This window comes from Micromonospora sp. CA-244673, from assembly GCF_050948395.1.
Lineage (GTDB): Bacteria > Actinomycetota > Actinomycetes > Mycobacteriales > Micromonosporaceae > Micromonospora.
The window spans coordinates 679,199-700,241 of the sequence record NZ_CP192019.1; the positions used below are offsets into that span (position 1 = coordinate 679,199).

Annotated in this window: 23 protein-coding genes and 1 tRNA gene; 11 read left to right on the forward strand and 13 right to left on the reverse strand. The window is 72.4% G+C overall.

What is annotated here, in order from left to right:
- Positions 1-24: 24 nt before the first annotated feature.
- The 4 genes from ACQP12_RS03440 to ACQP12_RS03455 all read left to right on the forward strand — a co-directional run bounded on the left by ACQP12_RS03440 (position 25) and on the right by ACQP12_RS03455 (position 2,518).
- Positions 25-669, forward strand: a complete 645-nt coding sequence (locus ACQP12_RS03440) for a GNAT family N-acetyltransferase (RefSeq protein ID WP_433284952.1) — start codon at positions 25-27, stop codon at positions 667-669.
- A gap of 178 nt (positions 670-847) precedes the next feature.
- The gene (gene sepX, locus ACQP12_RS03445) at positions 848-1,630 is read left to right on the forward strand and encodes a divisome protein SepX/GlpR (RefSeq protein ID WP_433284954.1); all 783 of its coding nucleotides are present in this window, start codon (positions 848-850) and stop codon (positions 1,628-1,630) included.
- A 93-nt stretch (positions 1,631-1,723) separates the two neighbouring features.
- Positions 1,724-2,275 (forward strand): dihydrofolate reductase family protein, encoded by a 552-nt coding sequence (locus ACQP12_RS03450; protein ID WP_433284956.1) that lies wholly within the window; start codon positions 1,724-1,726, stop codon positions 2,273-2,275.
- A gap of 166 nt (positions 2,276-2,441) precedes the next feature.
- A tRNA-Ala gene (locus tag ACQP12_RS03455) sits at positions 2,442-2,518 on the forward strand.
- Positions 2,519-3,026: 508 nt separating this feature from the next.
- Here the strand turns inward: ACQP12_RS03455 and ACQP12_RS03460 are convergent.
- Both ACQP12_RS03460 and ACQP12_RS03465 read right to left on the reverse strand, forming a co-directional pair.
- A complete protein-coding gene (locus ACQP12_RS03460) occupies positions 3,027-3,941 on the reverse strand; it encodes a hypothetical protein (RefSeq protein WP_357940711.1) in 915 nt (304 codons plus the stop codon).
- Complete coding sequence (locus ACQP12_RS03465; protein ID WP_433284958.1) at positions 3,938-4,294, reverse strand: PadR family transcriptional regulator; 357 nt, start codon at positions 4,292-4,294, stop codon at positions 3,938-3,940. Before ACQP12_RS03465 ends, ACQP12_RS03460 begins: the two co-directional genes overlap by 4 nt.
- 469 nt (positions 4,295-4,763) lie before the next feature.
- Here ACQP12_RS03465 and ACQP12_RS03470 point away from each other — a divergent pair, with 469 nt between their 5' ends.
- Together ACQP12_RS03470 and ACQP12_RS03475 are read left to right on the forward strand one after the other, a co-directional pair.
- Positions 4,764-5,270 carry a SigE family RNA polymerase sigma factor gene (locus tag ACQP12_RS03470; RefSeq protein WP_433284960.1) on the forward strand — a complete coding sequence of 169 codons (507 nt, stop codon included), beginning with the start codon at positions 4,764-4,766 and terminating at the stop codon, positions 5,268-5,270.
- Positions 5,267-6,415: a hypothetical protein gene (locus ACQP12_RS03475; RefSeq protein ID WP_433284962.1), complete on the forward strand. Its 1,149-nt coding sequence runs from the start codon at positions 5,267-5,269 to the stop codon at positions 6,413-6,415. The genes ACQP12_RS03470 and ACQP12_RS03475 overlap by 4 nt, the downstream gene beginning before the upstream one ends.
- Positions 6,416-6,505: 90 nt before the next feature.
- Here ACQP12_RS03475 and ACQP12_RS03480 read toward each other — a convergent pair whose 3' ends face one another.
- Positions 6,506-7,801 carry a hypothetical protein gene (locus ACQP12_RS03480; protein WP_433284964.1) on the reverse strand — a complete coding sequence of 432 codons (1,296 nt, stop codon included), beginning with the start codon at positions 7,799-7,801 and terminating at the stop codon, positions 6,506-6,508.
- Complete coding sequence (locus ACQP12_RS03485) at positions 7,798-8,319, reverse strand: SigE family RNA polymerase sigma factor (protein ID WP_433284966.1); 522 nt, start codon at positions 8,317-8,319, stop codon at positions 7,798-7,800. The genes ACQP12_RS03480 and ACQP12_RS03485 overlap by 4 nt, the downstream gene beginning before the upstream one ends.
- 182 nt (positions 8,320-8,501) lie before the next feature.
- On the opposite strand from ACQP12_RS03485, the gene ACQP12_RS03490 reads away from it, so the two are divergent.
- Entirely contained in the window at positions 8,502-8,846 is a 345-nt protein-coding gene (locus ACQP12_RS03490) for a VOC family protein (RefSeq protein ID WP_433284968.1), read from the forward strand.
- Positions 8,847-8,885: 39 nt separating this feature from the next.
- Here ACQP12_RS03490 and ACQP12_RS03495 read toward each other — a convergent pair whose 3' ends face one another.
- Positions 8,886-9,350 carry a hypothetical protein gene (locus ACQP12_RS03495; protein WP_433284970.1) on the reverse strand — a complete coding sequence of 155 codons (465 nt, stop codon included), beginning with the start codon at positions 9,348-9,350 and terminating at the stop codon, positions 8,886-8,888.
- Between the two features lie 141 nt (positions 9,351-9,491).
- On the opposite strand from ACQP12_RS03495, the gene ACQP12_RS03500 reads away from it, so the two are divergent.
- Both ACQP12_RS03500 and ACQP12_RS03505 read left to right on the forward strand, forming a co-directional pair.
- Entirely contained in the window at positions 9,492-10,670 is a 1,179-nt protein-coding gene (locus tag ACQP12_RS03500; protein WP_357940728.1) for a low temperature requirement protein A, read from the forward strand.
- A 160-nt stretch (positions 10,671-10,830) separates the two neighbouring features.
- Complete coding sequence (locus ACQP12_RS03505) at positions 10,831-11,235, forward strand: hypothetical protein (protein WP_433284972.1); 405 nt, start codon at positions 10,831-10,833, stop codon at positions 11,233-11,235.
- A 415-nt stretch (positions 11,236-11,650) separates the two neighbouring features.
- On the opposite strand, the gene ACQP12_RS03510 is transcribed toward ACQP12_RS03505, so the two are convergent.
- The 4 genes from ACQP12_RS03510 to ACQP12_RS03525 form a co-directional block, all read right to left on the reverse strand.
- Positions 11,651-11,842: a general stress protein CsbD gene (locus ACQP12_RS03510; RefSeq protein ID WP_433284974.1), complete on the reverse strand. Its 192-nt coding sequence runs from the start codon at positions 11,840-11,842 to the stop codon at positions 11,651-11,653.
- Positions 11,843-11,926: 84 nt separating this feature from the next.
- Positions 11,927-12,640, reverse strand: a complete 714-nt coding sequence (locus tag ACQP12_RS03515; protein WP_433284976.1) for a VOC family protein — start codon at positions 12,638-12,640, stop codon at positions 11,927-11,929.
- A gap of 107 nt (positions 12,641-12,747) precedes the next feature.
- On the reverse strand, positions 12,748-13,824 hold the full coding sequence (locus tag ACQP12_RS03520; RefSeq protein WP_433284978.1) for a hypothetical protein: 1,077 nt from the start codon (positions 13,822-13,824) through the stop codon (positions 12,748-12,750).
- A 75-nt stretch (positions 13,825-13,899) separates the two neighbouring features.
- The gene (locus ACQP12_RS03525; protein ID WP_433284980.1) at positions 13,900-14,556 is read right to left on the reverse strand and encodes a 4'-phosphopantetheinyl transferase family protein; all 657 of its coding nucleotides are present in this window, start codon (positions 14,554-14,556) and stop codon (positions 13,900-13,902) included.
- Positions 14,557-14,718: 162 nt separating this feature from the next.
- Between ACQP12_RS03525 and ACQP12_RS03530 the strand changes: the two genes are divergently transcribed.
- The gene (locus ACQP12_RS03530; protein WP_433284982.1) at positions 14,719-14,937 is read left to right on the forward strand and encodes a hypothetical protein; all 219 of its coding nucleotides are present in this window, start codon (positions 14,719-14,721) and stop codon (positions 14,935-14,937) included.
- A gap of 54 nt (positions 14,938-14,991) precedes the next feature.
- On the opposite strand, the gene ACQP12_RS03535 is transcribed toward ACQP12_RS03530, so the two are convergent.
- The 3 genes from ACQP12_RS03535 to ACQP12_RS03545 form a co-directional block, all read right to left on the reverse strand.
- On the reverse strand, positions 14,992-15,768 hold the full coding sequence (locus ACQP12_RS03535) for a peptidase (protein WP_433284984.1): 777 nt from the start codon (positions 15,766-15,768) through the stop codon (positions 14,992-14,994).
- 2 nt (positions 15,769-15,770) lie between these two features.
- The gene (locus ACQP12_RS03540) at positions 15,771-17,051 is read right to left on the reverse strand and encodes a VWA domain-containing protein (protein WP_433284986.1); all 1,281 of its coding nucleotides are present in this window, start codon (positions 17,049-17,051) and stop codon (positions 15,771-15,773) included.
- A gap of 406 nt (positions 17,052-17,457) precedes the next feature.
- A complete protein-coding gene (locus ACQP12_RS03545) occupies positions 17,458-19,158 on the reverse strand; it encodes a dolichyl-phosphate-mannose--protein mannosyltransferase (protein WP_433284988.1) in 1,701 nt (566 codons plus the stop codon).
- Positions 19,159-19,250: 92 nt separating this feature from the next.
- Here ACQP12_RS03545 and rsmI point away from each other — a divergent pair, with 92 nt between their 5' ends.
- Entirely contained in the window at positions 19,251-20,090 is an 840-nt protein-coding gene (rsmI, locus tag ACQP12_RS03550) for a 16S rRNA (cytidine(1402)-2'-O)-methyltransferase (protein ID WP_433289108.1), read from the forward strand.
- Between the two features lie 6 nt (positions 20,091-20,096).
- On the opposite strand, the gene ACQP12_RS03555 is transcribed toward rsmI, so the two are convergent.
- Positions 20,097-20,966 carry a hypothetical protein gene (locus ACQP12_RS03555; RefSeq protein WP_357940749.1) on the reverse strand — a complete coding sequence of 290 codons (870 nt, stop codon included), beginning with the start codon at positions 20,964-20,966 and terminating at the stop codon, positions 20,097-20,099.
- Positions 20,967-21,043 lie beyond the last annotated feature (77 nt).

Consider the following 21,043-nt stretch of genomic DNA (forward strand, 5'->3'; position numbering starts at 1 on the left):
GGTCCCGAACGGAAGGCCGGCTCGGTGAGCTGGCTCGGGCGGCAGCCGGGATGGCCGGCGGTGTTGATGGACGGTCCCGTGGTGCTGCGGCCGTACCGGCGGTCCGACGCGACGAGCTGGTCGGAGATCCGGCGGGCCAACCGGGCCTGGCTGTCCCCCTGGGAGTCCCACCTGCCCGGCAGCTGGGACGAGATGAACTCGCCGGCCGCGTTCCGCTACGTCCACGCCGACCAGCGCCGGTCCGCCCGGACCGGCGACGGCATGCCGTTCGCGGTCTGCCTGCGCGAGAACGGCGAGGAACGGCTCGTCGGCCACCTCAACGTGGGCAGCATCGTGCGGCGCGCGTTCTGCTCCGGCTACGTGGGCTACTGGGTGGACTCCCGGGTCGCCGGTCGCGGGGTCATGCCCACCGCCGTGGCCCTGGCCGTCGACCACGCGTTCGGCCCCGGCGGGCTGCACCGCATCGAGGTGAACATCCGGCCGGAGAACCAGCCGTCCCGCCGGGTGGTGGAGAAGCTCGGCTTCCGCGAGGAGGCCTTCCACGTGCGCTACATGCACATCGACGGCGCGTGGCGGGACCACATCGGATATGCGATGACCAGTGAGGAAGTGGTCGCCGAGGGCGGGCTGCTGGCCCGCTGGCACCGCGTACGTGACAACCGCGGTTGAAGGCTCCCCGCCGCCACGCCCGGCGCGGCGCACGGTGAAGTCGGTCGGCGGCCCGTAACCTCAAGTAACTGCAAGCTGTGGCAAGCGCTGCCTGCCCGCACGATCTGCGCCATAAACGACGGGCGACGGAAGAAGTTGCGGTCGTGTGGCGCTCGCCCCGAACTTGGTGACGGGAGGGGTGAGGGTGCCGACCTCGGTGCTCCTCGCCGTCCTCGCCGCCGCCGGTCTGCTCGCCCTCGCGCCGGCGCTGGTCCGCCGGTACGACGCCACCGAGCGGCTGGTGGCGGAGCGGGCGCAGTCGACGGCCCGGGTGCTCCAGCGCCGCCGTCGGCGTCGCACCGTGCCCGGACGGCGGCCGGTGCACCCGCCGCGCTCCCTCGTCATCACTCTCAGTGAAGATTCCGACACGGGCGGTCTCGCCCGTCCGGTGTCGGCGCCGCCCGCGCGGCGGCGGTCGGGCCGGCTCCGCTCGGTGCCGCCCACCCCCGCGAAGTCCCGCCGACGGCACCCGGCGAAGCGCCGGCACACCCCGGCCGTCTACCGCCGGCGCCGGGTGCTCGCCGCACTGCTGCTGCTCAACTTCGTCGAGCTGATCGGCGTGGTGCTGGTGAGCCCCGGATTCTGGATCAGCGTCTCGGTCACCGGCGCCCTCCTCGTGGCGTACGTCGTACACCTGCGGCAGCGGGCTCTCACCGAGCGCCGGCGGCGGCGCGCGGAGGCCCGGGAGGCGGCGTGGCTGGCCGCCCGCCAGGCCGAGGTGCGCCGCGAGCAGGCGAGGCGCGCCGCGGCCCGGCGCGAGGCGCAGCGCCGGCTGGCCGCCCAGCGGGAGGCGGTCCGGCGTACCGCCATGGGGCTGGACCGGCCCGCGGACCTGCCGCCCGCGGCGAGCGGCGGCTCGGTCTCCTACCGCCGAGCGGGCGGCCTGCGGGGACGGCCGTACCAGAGCGGGCGGGGCGCCTGAAACTTTTTCTGCCGCTGATGTCGAATCCGGCGGGGGTCGTCCGACGGGTTGGTGAAGGCCGGTGCGGAGCCGGCCGCGGACAGGGAGCTTGTGATGGCCAAGATCGTGTCGAACTTCTTCATCTCGCTGGACGGTGTCGTGGAGCGGCCCGACCAGTGGCACTTCCCGTACTTCGACGACGAGATGGGCGCCACGGTGGGACGCGGGGTGGAGGCGACCACGGCGTTCCTCATGGGGCGCACGCAGTACCAGGAGTGGTCCGAGTTCTGGCCCAACCAGTCCGGGGACGAGATGGAGTTCGCCTCGTTCATCAACTCGGTGCCGAAGTACGTGCTGTCCAACACGCTCACCGAGACGACCTGGCAGAACTCGCACCTGATCTCCGGCGACCCGGACCGGGTCGCGGCGCGGCTGCGGGAGATCAAGGAGCAGGCCGACGGGGACATCTCCATGTCGGGGGGCGCCACCACGGTCCGGTGGCTGCTCGCCAACGGCCTGCTCGACGAGCTGCGGCTGCTGGTCCACCCGATCGCCGTGGGGCGCGGCCAGCGGCTCTTCGAGGACACGCCGACGTACCCGCTGCGGCTGCTGAACAGCGAGACCTTCAAGAGCGGAGTGCTGAACCTGACGTACGCGCCGGCGTGAGGTCGGCTCGGGGATCTTGGAGAGTTTCGGCCCCTATGGGGGCCGTTTCCCTCCAAGATCTCCTGGTCCGGTGGGGCGGTTCGCGTCGGGACCGCCGGACCTGTTAGCCTTGGCGCCGGCCCGCCCGGTGAATGCCGGGTGGGACCTACGCTGGTACGCCAGCGGAGGGGCTGTGGCGCAGACCGGTAGCGCACCTCGTTCGCATCGAGGGGGTCAGGGGTTCAAATCCCCTCAGCTCCACCAGTAACACCGTTGATCTGGGAGTACCCGCCGACCAAGATCGGCGGGTACACATCCGGTACAAATCAGCGCTGCTCCGGCGTCGTCGGGGAGTGATGGCGCTTGGTGCTCGCGTCTACCCGGTTGATCGATACAAGGACCGTGCCTCCGCGAGGTCCTCGGGCACTCCGGGATGGCTGGAAGACGCAGCGGAGGGGAAATCCGTCGCGAAAGCTACAGGGTTCGAATCCTCTACCCGCCACCGGGAGCACCAGCGGCCCCTGACCAGCAGAAATGCTGATCAGGGGCCGCTGTCGTTGATCCTGCGGTTCGGCTGAAGCCAGCCCGTCGCGACTCGTTGTGAGCAGATCGTGGACAGCTCGATCATGGCGCTGAGTGCGCTGGCGGTCCTGGCGCGTCGTCGTTCGCCGCGATCACCGACTGACTGTGCGCGATCTGGACGAGCAGCCCCGCGCGGCCGGGTCGGCTTCCGGCCATCCACGTGAAGTGGTGGCCGGGGGCGCTCCCGTATCTAGATGCGAGCTTGGCGGCGGCCTGCGATTGTGCCGGCCGCAAGCGTGGTCACCATGACTGCCGCGAGAACAAGGATCGCGGTGATGGAGATATCTAGTGGCCACCCCGCTTGTTTGGAACCGAGCAGATAGGTGGCTTGTGCCAAGGCCGGCGCCAGGAGAAGCACCGAGGCGACGATGGGCATCCGTGCATCGACCGGCGCGGTGATGACGGCCAGTGCGGCGAACGCGCACAGGGACATCAGTGGTGCGTCCAACCAGCCGTTGATCGGGCTCGGCGCCAAAGCGACGACTGCCAGTGCCCCGAGGACGGGCCAGGCCCACGGTCGGGCCACGGGCGTTCGGGGTGCGCCGAGCAGTCGCAGCAACGCCAGCGAAGCCAGCGGCGCTGGCCAAAACTCGGGAAGCATCGCGTCCTGGAGGTCATAAACCGACGAGAACCAGAACGATAGGTCCCACCCATTCGCCGACAAATGTTGCGCGGCCACGGTCAAGATCGCCGCAGCGAATGCCAGCCGGTAGCTACCCCACGCCGCAGCGAAGAGCGCGATGGTCAGCAGCGCCGGAATGACGATGAACCACCATCCGCCGGGGTTGTATGGGCCCTCCGACAGCATCGTCACCAAGACCCCGATCGGGCCTCCGGCCCGCTGCGTCAGGCCGTACACGAGCAGGGACAGCGCGGACAGCCGCAGCAAGGAGTAGCCCAGCGCCGAGCGCGAGCCGAGACGGTCGACACCGGTGCGGGCCCGCAGCCCTCCGACCACGAGCGCCACCGCTTCTCGAAGGCTCGGCCGCCGCGGGTTGTCAGCCGTGACAAGCAGGGTTTCGAGCATCTCGTCGGCCCGATACTGCCGGTAGGCGCGGGGGTAGGCCCGCAACAGCCACCGGTAACGGCGCTCCAGCTCGGTCATGCCGGCACCACCCAACCCACCGCAGGCGTCGAGCGGACGGAACGATCACGAACGACGCTCGCCGCCGCAGCCATCCGCTGCGCTTCCGCACTCAGCGCGGACATACCTCGCTGAGTCAGCTCGTAGGTACGGCGGGCACGGCCGTTGACCACCGCCTCCTGGGCCACCCGCACCATCTCTTCACGGGTGAGCCGGTCCAGCGCGGCGTAGAGGGTGCCCGTCGTGAGGCGTACCCGCCCGTCGGACAACTCCTGCGCCCGCTTGACGATCGCGTAGCCGTGCAAGGGTTCGTCCTGCAACGCGGCCAAGATGAAGTAGGTGGGTTCGCGCATCGACGCGAAGGATCCGGTCATGCCGTCGACATAAGCAGATGATCGACGCATGGGTCAAGACTTGATGTGCCGACGGCGGCGACGCGGAGGGGGCTGGCGGCCCGCGACCGCGCCGAGGAGCTTGGCCGCCGTTAAAGATCATCTAGTGCAGATCGGGTACAACTGAGGGCAACCAATGCCGGCAGACGTTGGCAAGCGTCGGCAGGCTCAGCGCTGGTCAGGGGCGTCGATGGGGCTGATCCGGCAGGGGCGTCGGATGCGTCGACCTTGGCCGGCTTTGCCGACGCGGCTTGTCGCGGATGAGGCTGTAGTCGGAGCCCAGGTCGACGGCGCGGCGTTCACCGTCGCCCAGGACGTCGCCGATCATGCGGGTGAAGCAGGCGCGCCAGCTGGATGAGAGCGCTCGCAACAACAATGCAGCCCCGACGCCGGGCAACCGTCACATCGAGTCAACGCGTAGATGAGGGGCAGGCTCGACGGAGGAGGACGGTTGGCCGACCGAACCGAATACGACCAATTTGTGGTCGACCGATCGCCCCGACTGCTGCGCGTCGCCTACCTGCTGACCGGCGACTGGGCAGCGGCCGAGGACCTGCTGCAGACCGCCCTGGTCAAGGTCTGGTTCGCGTGGCCCCGGGTGCACGGTGATCCCGACGCCTATGTCCGCCGGACGATCGTCAACACCTTCATCTCGTGGCGCCGTCGTCGCTGGACCGGCGAGATCCCGCAGGCGCTGCCCGAGCGCGTCGAGGCGGCCGACCGGGTGACGGAGTACGTCGAGCGGGATGCGTTGTGGCGGCTGCTTGCTGAGCTCCCGCGACGGCAGCGGGCGGTCCTCGTCCTGCGCTACTTCGAGGACCTCACCGAGGCGCAGATCGCCGAGACGCTCGGCATCAGCGTCGGCACTGTCAAGAGCCAGGCCAGCAAGGGCTTGGCGAAGCTGCGCACCCATCCCGCGTTGGTCCACAGCCGAGACCAGAAGGAGCTCATTCATTGACCGTCGAAGAGGAGCGCCTACGCCGTCTCCTGACGACGCAGAGCGCTGAAATTCCGACCAGCGTGGACCGCGTGGGCATGCTGCACCGTCGCATCGCCCGGCAGCGGCGGGTCCGCGCCGTGGGCATCGCCGCCGCCGTACTGGTGGCGACCACTGCGACATCGGTCGGCCTGGTCACACGTCAGCCCGTCGACTCGACACCGTCGCCTCTGGCGAGCATGTCCTCGGCAACCCCGCCGCCAACCGGCACGGCGAGCCCGGCTCCTCCACCCGCCGGCGAACTGCTGCCCGAGTATCTCCGCGGGCATCGCCGAATCCTGGCGCGTGAGATGACCCTGCCGCGGCAGCCGAGTATCACCCTCACCTTCACCCCCGATGCCGCGGATTTCCAGCTGGGCATCAAGTGCGATGACCGGCTGGGGGCAGGCTCGGCCAACGGCCGACCCGACCACCTGATCCAGGTCACGGTCAGCAAGACCGTGATCGGCACCGCTGACTGCGGATCTTCACTGCTGCCCGGCCCGGTCCTGGTCGACGCCGGGATGAACGGGCACTATCGGCGGTGGAGTGACCTCGGAGTGCGTGCGGGGAAGCCGGTGACGGTCACTGTGAAGATCGGTAAGCCGCTCGCCGCCGACAACGCGGATGCGCGACCGGGTGACCCCACACACCTCACCGGAACGATGGCGGTCGGCGTCTACACACCGGTGCCGTTCGAGCAGTTCCCGATGCCGCCCCGGCCCGCGGAGCTGGTCGAACTGGACACCGTCGGGGAGTTGGCAACGGGCAATCCTGGTCAGCCCTTCCCGGACCAACTCGGTCAGCTCGACGCCCGCACCGCAGCATCCCCGAACGGATCCCACCGGCTCGACCTGGCCATGCCGTTGCAGCTGGACATCTTCATCTGCGCCGTGGCGCCCGGCCGGATCCGCGTGTTGGTCGACGGAAAGGAGGTCGAGCGGCGAGCGTTCTACGACTGGACCGGCGAATGCTGGACGGGTGGCGCGCTGGCGTCCGAATACGACCTGCCGCCCAAGTTCAAGGTGCCCGTCCGGACCGGCCAACGGGTGACGGTCACGGTCATCGCCGACAGCTTCACCGTGCCCGGTTGGCGGGTCGGCCTCGCTCCTGGCGCCGCCCGCTGACCCGAAATGGTCCGGCCGCGGTGAACGGTCCGCCGGGCTGGTCGGTGACCGCCAGCCCGGCCCGTTGCCGTGCGGTGGGCGCGAGCTGGCTCAGGGCGTGGCGGGGACGGTGGTGACGGATCCGCCGGCGTCGACGCGTACCTCGGTGGCGTTGGCGGGTAGAAGTGCGGCGTTCCGGCCGGCGTCCTGCCAGCTGCCATCGCCGACTCGGTAGCTCAGCGCTGCCCCCTCAGCGGCCACCAGGATGCCCTGGTTGTCAGGCAGTCGCAGTCGTACGGGCAACGGTGCTCGCCAGTCCGCAATTGTGCTGGCGACCGCCTTGAAGGGGAGGTACCTGGGGGCGAGCAGTGCGATGACGCGGGCCGGGTCGTCGTCGTACTGGATGGTTTCCACGAGGAGCAGCCGGCCGTCCGGGGTTGCCCCGTAGACCCACAGGAGGGGAGACCCGTCGCTCGTGTGCACGCCCGCCGAGTCGATGTAATCCGCAAGCGCCTCAGCCGGCGCGCTCACCTTCTTCGCGCTGGGATCGCCCACCCACACCTTCTCCGCGCCGGGCAACGTGTGGCGGACCTGTTGTGGTCTCGGCCGGTCCTTGCCGTCGGGAAAAAGAACCGGCCCGTCATTGGTGATGTGAACCATGTTCTGCCGGCTGACCGGGGTCCTGGAAATCGCGACGGTGATCTTCGTGAGCTGTGGCGGCACCGTCAGCACGGCTGCACCGTCTCGAAACGCCACCCGCTGGAAGCTGCGGCTGACTTTGCCGTCGGGCAGGTACCTGAGCTCCGGCGAGAACTCCACCGGCCGCCCGAAGTCGAGTACGAGCAGCAGGTCGCGCCGTGGTCCGAGCAGCGCCGCCTGCGAGATGCCATCCGTGCCGGCGTCGGTGACCTGCTCCCGGGTCGTGACACGCGGCCCGTCAGCGGTGGGTTCGACGAACGCCGCCGTCGCGATCACCCGGTCGCCTTCCGAGCTGGCGACCGGGTTGTGGACGGTGCGGTGGGCGATGTAGGCGGCCGGACCAGCAGGGGTACTTCCCGCCCAGACGATGTGCGGCTCGCCGCGCATCTGCTCTCCGTCCTGCTTCAGGCGGCGCTGCCACGCGTCGCGGACCTGCCGCAGGTACCCTTCGTCGCCGGCCAGATCACCGCGAGTGGGCTCGTCGAGCAGCGGTGAGGCGACCTGCCCCTCGCCTCCGTCGCCCGCCAGTTGAAGCCCGCCCACGGGCACCGCCACCACGGCCGCGCAGACGGCCGCCAACACGGCCCGGCGCCGCACCACCCGTCGGCGCCCACCCCGGCGCACCTCATCAAGCAGACCCGGCGGACCGACCAGATGATCCGTCGCGCGATGCAAGACGTCGCGCACGTCACTGTCGTTCAAAGTCATCGCGAGCTCCCAGAATCAGTGATGGGCATGACGAGGCTCGGTTCGGCCAGTGCCTTCCGCAGGCGAGCCAATCCGCGCGCGGCGTGACTTTTCACGGCGCCCTCGGAACAGCCCATCGCCGCCGCAACGTCGGCGATCGGCAGATCCTCCAGATAACGGAAGACGACCGCGGCCCGCTGCCGAGGCGGCAAGGCCCGCACCGCCCCGACGACCAGCTCGCGGAGAGCCACGGCGTCGGCATGGTCCCGGGCCACCCCGTCGTGGTCGCCCAGCGCCTGCTCGGGCCGCCGGGAACGCCAGCGCCAGCGGTTGATCGACCGATTCGCCAACGCACGGCGCGCGTACGCCTCCGGGCTGCCGCGCACCCGACGCCAACGCACATACACCTGCTCCAGCACCTCCTGAAGCAGGTCCTCCGCCGCATACCGATTCCCGGTCAGCAGAAAGGCAACCCGTAGCAGCGCCATCGACCGTGTGCGAACGAAGTCGTCGAACTCCGCTCCACGCGAATCCCTCATCTGACCTCCCGGCCTTCGTCAATGAGCAAGACACCGGATCGGCCGGCGAGGTTTACCGGTCCGGCAACTTGCTCGACGAGGCCGGCGAGCGGCCACAGCAGAACTCGGTCCGTCGGGGAGCACCTATCGCGCTTCTGGCCGGATCGGCGGCGCCCCGTCAAACTCGGCACTATGGTCGGTGAATGATCAATGGGGCTCACGTGATCATCTACAGCCGGGACCCGGAAGCGGACCGCGCCTTCTTCCGGGACACGCTCGGCTACCACCACGTCGACGCCGGCCATGGCTGGCTCATCTTCAAGCTCCCGCCGGCCGAACTCGCCATGCACCCGACCGACGGCGAGTCGGCCCACGAGCTCTTCCTCATGTGCGACGACGTCGCGGCGACGATGGCCGACCTGGCCGCGAAGGGCGTCGAGTTCACGATCCCGGTCACCGAGGAGCGGTGGGGGCTGCGCACCGCGCTGCGGCTGCCCGGTGGCGGCGAGCTGGGTCTCTACGAACCGCGTCACCCGGTCGCGATCTGACGGGCCGGCCCGCGCCTCGCGCGGACCACGGCCCGCTCCTCAGGCCCGGCGTACGTCGGTGACCATGACCGGGTAGGGCCCGCCCGGCATCTCGGTCGTCGCCTGGTCGGCGGGGATCACGTTGTCCATCCGCATGCGCAGGTGCTCGCCGTCGGCGGCGTCGAACACGATCCGCCACGCCCAACCGCCGCCGTACTCGCCCGCAAGCTCGAACGTCGCGCCCGTGCCCGGGCCGCCGGTCAACGACATGGGCGTCGGTTGCTGGTGCCACGAGTCGCCCCAGACGGCCACCAGCGAGCCCTCCCGATCGCCGGCCCCGACGACGATCAGGCCGTCCTGCGGCCCGTCGTCCGGATGCGTCCAGGAGTAGGCGATCGAGGTCAGGTGACCACCGGCAGCCGTCGTCACGGTGACCGTGGCCGGCGACTCGGCGAGCGGGTCAGGGGGCATCAGCCGGAACCCGTTGGTGCCGGCCCAGGACCCGGCGAAGTCGGCGAGGATCATCCGCCCACCATAGGGGCGAGGCGACACCCCAGACCGCCGGCGCACTGCGCCGCGCGGATACGCGGATCCCCGTCAGCCGCCCTGCCCCCGTGGTACGACTGCGTGAAACCGGTGCGAAGCGGACAGGAGCGCGGGCGGTAGATGTCGATCGGTGGCTGGCGCGGACTGTTGCGGGGCCGGGAGGGGGAACTGCTCCTCGACCTGGTCTTCGTCTTCGTGCTGACCCGATTCTCCCAGCGCCTGATCGAGGACTTCACCACCGACCGTCAGGTCGTCCTGCCCGAGGTCGGTCAGACGGTGCTCCTGCTGCTGGCACTGTGGATGGTCTGGGTCCACGCGGCATGGGTGACCAGCCGGGTCGAACCCCAACAACCGGTGACCCAGTTGCTGATCGTCTGGACCATGTTCGGCAGCATGATCATCGCGGTGACCCTGCCGCACGCGTTCGGTGCGCGAGGGCTGCTCTTCGCGATCACGTACGTCGCCATCCAGGCCGGCAAGCCCGTCATCCTGCTGATCGCGCGCCGGGACGTCGAGCGGCACAGCCCGGCGCGGCACCTGTGGTGGGCCACGATGTCCGCGGTGCCGTGGATCGCCGGAGCGGCGCTGTTCCCGCAGAGCCCGGCGCGCGGGGCGCTCTGGACGGTGGCCGTCGCCATCGACTACGCGGGACTCGTGTTCGGCTGGCCCGTGCCGAAGCTCGGCCGGACCGGAGCGGAGGACTGGCGCCTCGCGGGCGAGCACCTCGCGGAGCGCTACCAGCAGCTCATCGTCATCACGATCGGCGAGACCATTCTGCTCACGGGGGCGACGTTCGCCGAGGCGTTCACGCCGGACCGGGTGGCGCCGAGCGTGCTGTCCTTCGCCACGGCGGTGCTGACGTGGCGGATCTACTTCCACCGGGCGGGGGCGGTGTTCTCCGCCGCCGTCGAGGTCGCCGCTCGCCCCGACAAGCTCGGCAAGTCCGGGTACTACACGCAACTCGTCATCGTGACGGGCATCCTGGCCGCCGGCGTCGGCTACGCGCTGGTCATCCGGGAACCGCGCGGACACCAGGATCCGCTCTGGCTCGCGGTCCTCCTCGGCGGGCCGGGGCTCTTCCTCGCCGGGCGGTCCCGCATGGAGTACGAGGTGTTCGCCAGGCTGTCCCCGTCCCGGGTGGTCGGGTTGCTCGCGCTCGCCGCCGTGACGCCGGCGCTGCTGCACCGCCCGCCGCTGCTCGCCGCCGCTGCCGCCACCGTCGTCCTCGCCGGGGTGGCGGTGTGGGACGCGGTGCGCGAGCGCAGAAACCCCGAAGAGGCGCCCTCACCGCCGCCCTAGCGGAACCGGAGCGGGGCCGCACGAGCGCCGGCCCGAGGTACGGCCGCCGGGCGCACTGCCGCGCCCGGCCGTCCCGTCATCAGTCCTCCCTGAGCTGCGGTCTCAGGCGGCCCGCCACCGAAGTCGACTGTCCGTCGCAGAGGTCTTGCAGCGCATCAGAGTGCCCTTGCTGGTGCGTCCGAGCGCGCCGGCAGGGCTGCAGAAGGCGCCGGGATGCACGCCGGTGCGAACCGAGCCGGTGGTTGGCTTGGTTGTGCGCGGAGCGCTGGTGGTCCGCTTCGGTGCCGGCTTGGGGCTGGTCCGCGTCGGTTTCGGCGTCGGTTTCGGCGTCGGTCTGACCGTTGGGGCCGGTTTGCTCGTCGTTGCTGCCGGGCTCGGAGACTCGGGCGAGCGCGTCGCGGCTGCCGAAGGGGATTCCGGTGACTGCTCCAATGCGTGCCGCGCCGAGGCGGAGGCAGCCGTACTGGCCGCCGGCTTCTTGTCGTCCGAGCCGCCGATTGCCGTCAGGCCGCCACCGCAACAGCAGAGCAGGACCACGCCGAGAAAACCGGCGGCAATCTTCTGACCCCTCGTCAAGGCACGCCGTTGGCCGACCCTCGCGCCACCTTTGATCGTCCCGGGCGGAACAGGAGGCGGGAAGCTTTGCCGGTTATGTCCCGCGGGCGGCACCTGCGCCACCGGGTACGGCGGGACCGTGCCGAATTCGGCGGTCGGCTGCGGGGGCGGCGGAGGCGGGGGCGCCTGCCCGCGCCACGGGTCCTGCGGGGGTGGGTACGTCACGCCTCTCAGTGTGCTTTCAGCCGCAACAATTGCTAGCGGCTAATCGGCCACCCTCCGTGCCGACACCTCGACCGCCTGTCATATCGGAAGGTCGCGACTGGTTGCCCGGAGCGACGAGTGCTGATCATCCACCTGGCCGGCGGGCAACGCTGGTCAGCCCGGTTCCGGTCCCACCGGCGACCGATGGCGGGACGCCCGCCTCAAGCGGTGAAGTCGTCCCGCGCATCCCGGGCGTCCTGCTGGACGTGCTCACCGGGCCGCTTGCCCCGGATCTCGTCCTCGCGCCGCACCTCGTCCGCCTCGGACCGTTCGTCCCGGGTCAGGTCGCCCAACCGCGCCCGGGCCGGGCCGGCCAGATCCTCGAGGTCGTCCTTCGCCCGTTCGACGCTCATGCCGCCTCCCCTGTCGCCGTGGGCGCCGTCAGCACCCCTCCGCCAGCGGCGTCCCCGGCTGACGGGGACTGAAACCCGGGGTGGTCAGTCGGTGGTCGCGGCCAGGTCCGCCGCGTGCCGCAGCGTGTCGGCCAGCCGCTCCCGGCCGTCCTCGCTCAGCGGCACGGTTCCCGCCCGCTCCAGCAGCTCCCGGGCGGCCGCCGGCTCGTCCAGGACCAGGGCCAGTTCGGCCCGGTAGACCAGCGCCTCGACATGGACGACCGGGTCGTCGGCGGCGTCCGGCCGGGACAGCGCCGCGTCGAGGATCCGGGCGGCCTGCCGGTGGTCGCCGCGCGAGTCCGCCTGCACCACCGCGTTCTCCAGCGTCCGGGCCAGCCGCCCGGTCGGTTCGTCGGCGACCGACGGGGTGCCGCGGGCCACGAACCGGATCCAGTTGCCGCCGGGGTCGACGATGCTGAAGCCGGTGTGCCCGTCCTGGTTCTTCCGGACCCGCGGCCTGGTCATCCGCGGCACCCCGGAGACGAGCACCTTGCCGTAGGCCGCGCGCATGCCGGCGGCGAAGTCGCGGTGGATCGCCACGATGTCGTCCACCAGGACCAGGCAGGAGCCGTACGAGGTCGCCGGGTCGAACTCGGGCATTCCGAAGAAGTGCAGGTGGAGATCCTCGCGGTGCAGGGCGAGGTACGGGTTGGGTCGCGCCTGCCGGTAGCCGACCTGGAAGCCGAGGGCGCGGTAGAAGGGCGCCACGTCGTCCAGGGAACGGCACGGCAACAGCGGGATGGTCGTCTCGTGGGCCATCCGTTCTTCCTAGCGGGGCGACGGCGGCGTTCGCACATGGAAATGTCCGAACGGACGAGGGGTCGGCCCCTACCGGGACCGACCCCTCGCTGACGCCGTGGAAGTCGTTACGGCTTCCAGGAGCCCGCGGTACGCAGGTGGTGCTGGTACTCCACCGTGCCGCTGTTGTTCTTGACGTCGAAGATGAGCTGCCCGGTGCGCTTGCTGCCGCTGGGCAGGTTGTTGCCCGAGCCCATCAGCTTGCCGCAGCCGGAGAAGGCGCCGCCGACGCCGCTCTCCTCGGTGCCGTCGGTGCCGACCCACTTGAAGAAGAACGGGTTGATCGAGCCGGTGCCCTTGGTGACCTCGGCGGTCACGTCGGCGATCAGGTACATGCCGTTCTTCGGCCCCGGCATGAACTCCTGGCAGGCCTTGTCCTTGGTGCGGAAGTTGCCGACCGTGATCTCGACGGTGCCGTCGTCGTCGTTGACGATCAGCTTGTCGCCCGACGGCATGTTGAAGGTCTCGCTGTCGGTCCGGCCCGGCTCCGGCGTCGCCGAGGTGCCGTCGGTCGGGGTGTCGTCGACCGGGTTGCTGTAGGTGACCCCGGGGGTGGGCAGGCTGTCGATCGCGTCCTTGGTCTTCTGCGCGCCGCTGTAGATGGCGAAGATGCCGCCGCCGCAGCAGAGCAGCAACATGACGGCCACGACGATGCCGACGGTGATCCAGACGTTCTTGTTGGACTTCTTGGCCGGCGGGCCGAACTGCCCCGGCGCGGGCGGGTACGGCCCGGTCGGCGGGTAGACCTCACCCGGCGGCGGGTACTGCCCGGGCGGCGGGGGGAACGCGGCCCCCGCGGCCGGGTACGGCGGCTGCGGCGCACCGGGCGGCGGGTACGGCGCGCCCGACGTCGGCGGGTACGGCGCGTACGGCGCACCCGAGGTCGGCGGCGGCGCGTACGGCGACTCCGGGGCGGGCGGGTACCCGGCACCCGGCGGCGGGTATGGCGCGCCGGAGGTCGGCGGCTGCGGCGGGTACGGGGCACCCGAGGTCGGCGGCTGCGGCGCGCCCGAGACCGGCGGCTGCGGCGCCTGCGGGCTGCCGGGCACCGGCGGCATGGGCGCGGTGGGGAACGCCTGGGTCGGCGGTTCCTGAGGCTGCTGGTTCGGGTCCTGCGGTCCGAACGGAGGCTGAGGGTGGCTCACCGTACTCCTTGGGCACCTTCGAGATCGTCAGTCGGGACGACGGTACAAGCCGACCGCAACGCGACCGTCAGGCCCTCACCCGGCTACCAGAACGGCGGCGGTGCGCACCAGATCGGTGTCCACCGCGAACCGACCGGCTATCGATGATGGCGGATCGGTCAGCGGGGCGGCGGCGAGCCGGGCCGGTGCGATGCGGGCGGTGAACCTGCCCGCGTCGGGGTCGAGCGTGACCCGGGCGTCGGAGAAGTCCAGCCAGGTCCCGACGAGCGGGTGCCAGACCTTGTAGACGGTCTCCTTGACGCTGAACAGCACGACCGACCAGGCCACCCCGCCGGGCAGCCGGGCCAGCTGCGCCTCCTCCTCGGGCAGGCAGACCTTCCGGCGTACCCCGGTGGGAAGTTCCCGGTGACCCTCGGCGTCGATGCCCACCGCGCGGATCTCGGCGGCGCGGGCGGCGGCGGCCGCGCAGTAGCCCCGGGTGTGGGTGATGGCGCCGACCACGCCGGCCGGCCAGACCGGGGCGCGGTCGGCGCCGGCGGGCACCGGTGTGGCCGGCAGCCCGAGCCCGGCCAGCGCCCGGCGGGCGCACACGCGGCCGGCGGTGAAGTCCCGGCGGCGGCCGGTCACGGCCCGCTCGCCCAGGCAGGCCCGCTCGGCCGGGAGCAGCACGCCGGTCCAGTCCGCGGCGGCGGCCACCGCCACGGCGACCTCGGGCGGCAGCAGGTCCCGCATGACGCCGAAACGTACCGCAACCGTGTAACGCCGGTGCGTTCCCGAACGCTGTTGGGTCATTGCGGGAGGCACCGTCCACACGCACATGTCCATCGACGAGAGGAACGGCCGATGACGCCTGGTGCGAAGGCGTCGGAATCACGACCGGGCGAGCACGCCCCCGTGACCCCCGACTGGACCTGCGGTTCCTGCGGCGAGGATTGGCCCTGTGTCACCAAACGCCGGCAACTGCTGGACGAGTACCAGGTGGACCGCGCCTCGTTGAGCGTCTATCTCGGCTCCTGCCTGGCGGCCGCCGCGCAGGACCTTCGCGCCGCTCCGGACACCTCGCTCCAGGACCGGTTCATCGGCTGGGTGCCGCGCGGCCCGCGCCACCCGTGACCCCCGCTTCCGGTGGCCGCCCCGCACCCGACGCGGCGGCCACCGGTCGCGGGCTCACCGGCGGCGGGGCCGCCGGGTGAGCGCGAAGCCCACCACGCCCGCCACGGCGGCGAGCATCCCGCCCGCACCGGTCCACACCCAGCGCGAGCCGGGCTCCGGGAGCCAGCCACTGAAGGCGGATTCCTCGTCGGCGACGGGCTCGGGGGCCGGCTCCGCGGTGAGCACCGTGCCGGCCCTGGTGTTCGCCACCAGTGGGGCCGCCAGCTCCCCGTCGTCGCCGGACCCGCCGCCCGCGGTGTCGGCGCCGACCAGCAGGTCCACCTCGACCGGCAGGCCGAGGTCGGCCTCCGGCAGGTCGGTGACCGAGAGCCGGAGGTAGTAGGTGCCGGGCAGCGGGTCGCCGGACCACGGCTCCGCCCAGGGCCGGACCCGGCGCAGCGTGCACCCGAGGGTCACGCCGGTCGCGGTCGCCGCCGCGGTCGGGGTCTGCGCGCCGGCCGTGCACGCCTGCCGGCGGCGCAGCCCGTCGAAGACGTCGACGGTCCAGGTGGACGGGCCGGTGTGCGCCTTGCCGCCGAACGAGACCGTGGCGGTGACCTCGTGGACCTCGCCGGCCTCGGCGCGGAACGACCAGTAGAGGTGGTCGCCGGTCGAGGCGTCCACCCGCACCGGCTGGCCGGGGGTGATGGTCGTGGCGGTCAGGAACGAGGTGCCGGCCTTGGTGACGGTGGCCGCGCCGGGCGAGGGAGTCGGCGCCGCGGCGGCGGCCGTGGGGGTGAGGGCCAGCCCGGCGGCGGCCAGCGCCGCCGCGGAGCGGATCAGGGTACGCATCCTCAGTTCTCCCTCCAGGTGGCCACCCACCAGCGGGTGAGCAGCCCGGCGACCAGCCCGGTGACCAACCCGGCCAGGGTGAGCAGGAGCAGCAGCGCCCAGCCGCGGCCGAGGTCCGGCCCGTCCGGGGCGGGGGACGCGGCGACCACGTCCACGGTCAACTCCACCGGCATGCCCGGGCTGATCTGGGTGCCGGGGCGCGGCGCGAACGAGTTGCTGACCACCAGGCACACGGTCCGCGCCGGCTGCACCCCGCTCGGAGCGGGTTCGGGGCCCTCCTCCTCGGCGGCCGACCAGCGCAGCCCGGCCGAGACCACGTCGGTACGCCCGCTGCCGGCGTCGACACCCCGGACCAGTTCCCGCCCGTCCGGAGCGGTGGCGCGCAGCAGCACGCCGTAGTCCGGGTTCACCGGCCGGTCCAGCGCGACGCTCACCGAGGCGCGCAGCTCCTGCCCGGGCCGCACCGGCACCCGGTACCAGCGGTGCTCGGCGAACGCCTCCCGGTCGGTGTAGACGCCGGGAGCGAGCAGCGGCGCGCCGTCGCACGCCGCCGACCCGCCGACCACGGTCGGGGAGGCGGTGTACGTGTCCCGGGCCCGGTCCACCAGCTGCTTGATCCGCCCGGTCAGCTCGTCGGCGCTCTGCGCCGCGGTGTACGTGCCGCCGGTCGCCCCGGCGATGCACAGCAGCTGCCGGCGAACCTTCTCGTCGGGGGCCAGGCCGAGCGTGTCGACGACCAACCGGGTGCCCTGCGCGGCCAGCTCGCGGGCCACCTGGCAGGGGTCGGGCGGTGCGCAGGTGTCCTCGCCGTCGGTGATCAGCACGATCCGGCGGGCCGTGCTGCCGGTGCCCAGGTCCTGTGCCGCGGAGCGGAGCGCGAGCCCCACCGGGGTGAAGCCGGTCGGGCGCAGCGTGGCGACGGCCGCCTTGGCCTGCGTACGGTCCACGGGGCCGACCGGCACGATCTGCTGGGTGTCCTGGCAGCCCTGCTTCTTGTCCTTGCCCCGGTAGGTGGCGCCGAGCACCCGGATGCCGAGCTGCGTCCCGTCCGGCAGCGCGTCGACCACCTCGTTGAACGCCTGCTGGGCGACGGAGATCCGGCTGCGCCCGTCGATGTCCCGGGCCCGCATCGAGCCGCTGACGTCCAGGACCAGTTCGACCTTGGGCGGCTCGGCGGGGGGTTCGGCGGTCTCGTCGTCGGCGGCGGCGGGCGGCGGACCGATCAGCGCGGTCGTCGCCAGCAGTCCGATCAGGACGGCCGCCGATCGTCTCTTGTTGATCACCGGGCGAAGTGTAGTGAGATCCACTGTGGAAGATCATCGGGGTCCGGGCGTCGAGATGGATCGATGCGTTGAGCCCGATGATCAGGAGTTGTGTGCCGCCCCGCCCGCGGGCCGGCAAATGGTAAGGAATTCGTGACGTTTCCGCAGCGTGACGCACCGTGAGGTGCCCGATGTAAACCTTTTGTGGGGTGGCGCATTCGTCGGAAATCTGACCAGGGTCGACCCGTTGTGCCACTGCCGCACTGTGGTTAAGCTCTGTCTTGCGCGCCCCAATCGCCCGCTTCCCCCGTGGCAGGCGATCGGGGCGCGCTTTTTCGTGCCCGATGGCGCCGCCGACGGACGGGCCCCTGATCGCAACCGGTTTTCCGGCCCGGCGGGGCGCCCCCGCCGGGCCGCGCCGCGCCGGTCAGATCCAGCGGCCGTCCAACCACATCCGGGCGGACCAGTCCGCGTAGGCCATCAGCCGGCCCACGAAGATCGGGTAGAAGTAGCCGAAGCAGAGGCCGACCAGCAGCACGTAGGCGCCCGCGATGATCCCGCCGACCAGGCGGCGGTCGGCGGCGGCCTCGGCGCTCGGTGGCGCCGCCGTGCCGGCCGCCGGTGCGGGCGAGACGATCGCGCCGAGCACGTAGACCACCGCCAGCACGAGGAACGGCACCGCCGGCGCGGCGTAGAAGGAGAACATCGTGCGGCCGTCGAGGGCGAACCAGAACCAGGGCAGCAGGCCGGCGGCCACGCTCAGCAGGATGGCCCCGGCCCGCCAGTCGCGCCGGGCCAGCCCGAGCCAGACCGTCGCCGCCAGGGCCGGCAGGAACGACCACCACAGCAGCGGGGTGCCCAGCAGCAGGATCTCCGAGGCGCAGCTCGGCGCGCCGCAGTTGCCGTCGCCGGACCAGTAGAACGCGACCGGCCGGCCGAGCAGCAGCCACTGCCACGGCCAGGACTGGTACTTGTGCGGGTCGTCGAGCTGGGTGTGGAAGCCGTACGCGGCCTTGTGGTATTCCCACAGGTTGATCAGCGGCCCGATGACCGGGGTGTCGCTCAGCCCGGGGGTGTTCGGGTAGCGGCTGGCCAGGCGGTAGTAGCCCTCGTCGCCGAGCAGCCAGCCCGACCAGGTGAGCACGTAGGTGACGACCATCAGCACGCCGGCTGCCAGCAGCCAGGGCAGCTCGTCCAGCAGGGCGTCCCGCCACGGGCGGCGGACCCCGGCCGAGCGGCGTACGCCCACCTCCCAGAGGAGCACCAGCAGCGCGAAGGCCGGGACGAAGTAGAGGCCGCTCCACTTGACCGCGCAGGCGCAGCCGAGCAGCACCCCGGCGGCCAGCCGCCACCACGGCCAGTCCCGCCAGGTCGACGGCGGCCGGCCCGCCCGCCCCGGCAGCGACGGGTCGAGCCCCGCCTCCAGCGCCCGGGTCCAGCGCCGCCGCCGGGCGTCCCGGTCGAGCACCAGCGCGCCGAACGCCGCCAGCACGAACAGGAGCAGGAAGATGTCGAGCAGGGCGGTGCGGGAGAGCACGAAGTGGAAGCCGTCCAGGGCGAGCAGCAGCCCGGCCGCGCAGCCCAGCGTGGTGGAGCGGAACATCCGCCGGCCGATCCGCACCAGCAGCAGCACCGACAGGGTGCCGGCGACGGCCGCCGCGAACCGCCAGCCGAACTCGGGAGCGGTGGTGAACAGGTGCCCCGGCACGGAGATCTTGGTCTCCGCGTCCTGGTAGCCGAAGGCCCACTCGCCGAGGCCGATGAGCCACTTGCCCAGCGGCGGGTGCACCACGTACGACGGGCCGTTGTCCTTGTAGTTCCACTCGACGCCGCGATCGATCAGCCCGTACGCGTCACGGGCGTAGTAGATCTCGTCGAAGATCTTCCCGTTGGGGCCGCTCAGCCCGACGAAGCGCAGGATGGCCGCGATCGCCACCACGACCCCGGTGGCCAGCCACGCGCGCCCCCGGTCGAGGCGGGCGTCGACGGTGTCGAGCCGTCGCCGGACGACGGCCGGGATCCGGCCACCACCGCCACTCGTGGCGGGGCCGGTGGCCTGGTCGGCGGTGGTCGGCTCGACGGCTGACCCGCCCGCGTTCGCGCTCTGTGCTGTCGACGCACTCGTCACCCGGCGATCGTAGGCTGCGAAGGTGCCCGGTGGCGCCCGTCGTCCCCGAGATTGGTACGGCCGTCGATGAAGGAGCGCACGTCGTGGGTGAAATGTCCGAGGTTGGCCGCCTGGTGCTGCTCGGTGCGCCGCTGGGCAACCCGGCCGACGCGTCCGCCCGGTTCCGCGAGGTGCTCGCCGCCGCGGACGTGGTCGCCGCCGAGGACACCCGGCGGCTCACCCGGCTGGCCCGCGACCTGGCGGTCACCGTGCCGGGCCGGATCGTCTCCTACTTCGAGGGCAACGAGGAGCGGCGCACCCCGGAACTGGTCGACGTGCTCGCCGCCGGCTACACCGTCGCGCTGGTCACCGACGGCGGGATGCCCAGCGTCTCCGACCCCGGCTACCGGCTGGTCCGGGCCGCCCTCGACGCCGGCGTCCCGGTCACGGCGGCCCCCGGGCCGAGCGCCGTGACCACCGCCCTGGCGCTGTCCGGGCTGCCGTGCGACCGGTTCTGCTTTGAGGGCTTCCTGCCCCGTACGCCCGGCGCCCGGCGGTCCCGGCTGCGCGCGCTGGCCGCCGAGGAGCGCACCCTGGTGCTCTTCGAGGCGCCGCACCGGATCGCCGGCGCGCTGGCCGACCTGGCCGAGGCGTTCGGCCCGGACCGGCCCGCCGCGCTGTGCCGCGAGCTGACGAAGACGTACGAGGAGGTGGTCCGCCGGCCGCTCGGCGAGCTGGCCGAGTGGGCCGCGGCGGGCGACCCGCGCGGCGAGATCACCCTGGTCGTGGCCGGTGCGCCGCCGGCCGCGGCTGTCCGGCCCGACGACGACACGCTGCGCGCCGCGGTGGCCGCGCGGGAGGCGGCCGGGCTGTCCCGGCGCGACGCCGTCACCGAGGTGGCCACGGAGTACGGGCTGCGCCGCCGTGAGGTCTACACGGTCGTGCACAGCTGACCGCGGCTACCAGGCCCAGGCCAGGAACCCGACGGTGATCAGCAGCGGGCCGGCCAGCGCCACGCCCACCGCCCAGCGGCGGTGCCGGCGGTCCGGCAGCCGGGTCGCGCCGGTCCAGCGGGCGATGCCGGCGGCGCAGCCGGCCACCATCAGCAACCCGAGCAGCCAGCGCAGGTGCCGGCCGGCGCCGGCGTCCGCGTAGGCGGTGCCGCCGGCCGGCCCGGTCATCCGGGCGGGCAGCACCGAGCCGGTGGCGGTGCGGTCGGCCGGCACCCCGCTGACCCGGACACCGTGGGCGAGGAAGCGCTCGCCGTCGGCCAGGAAGAGCCCCCGGCAGCGCTGCGTCAGCCCGCCGCCGGTGCAGTCGGTGATCACCGCGGTGCCGCTCGTCCCGTGCCCCAGGGCCAGCCAGAGCGGCCCGGCGCTCACCCAGGCGAAGAACGCGGCCAGCAGGCTCAGCGACAGCAGCACGGACAGGCCGGTGACCGGGTCCGGGGGAGGAGCCGCGCGGGCCCGGGCGCGGCGGGACGCCCACCGGCGCACGGGCCACGGCGCGGACCGGCGGCGCGGCTCCTCCCGCAGCGGGGTGCCGTCCCAGTGCACCTCCTCGATCGGGGCCCAGGTCGTGCCGCCGTCCGCCGGGGCGGACCGCCGGTGCCAGCGCGGTTGCCGGACCGGCACCCGGCGCGGGACGGCGTCCACCGGCGCGCCGGTGGTCGGTTCCACCTCGACGGGCGGGTCCGCCGGGTCCAGCCGGGGCTGGGGAGCCACCGACGTGCCGCGCGCCGGGGTCCGGCGCGGGGCCTCCTCGGTCGCGGGCGCGGAGGAGGGCCCGCCCTGCCCGGGTGCCGCTGGTCTGCTGGTCACGCCGTTCATTTGACACCGGCTGGGCAGGGCCGCCGGGCAGCTCAGGCCGCGTGTCGGCGACAAATCGGGCGTACGGGCGGGGTTGG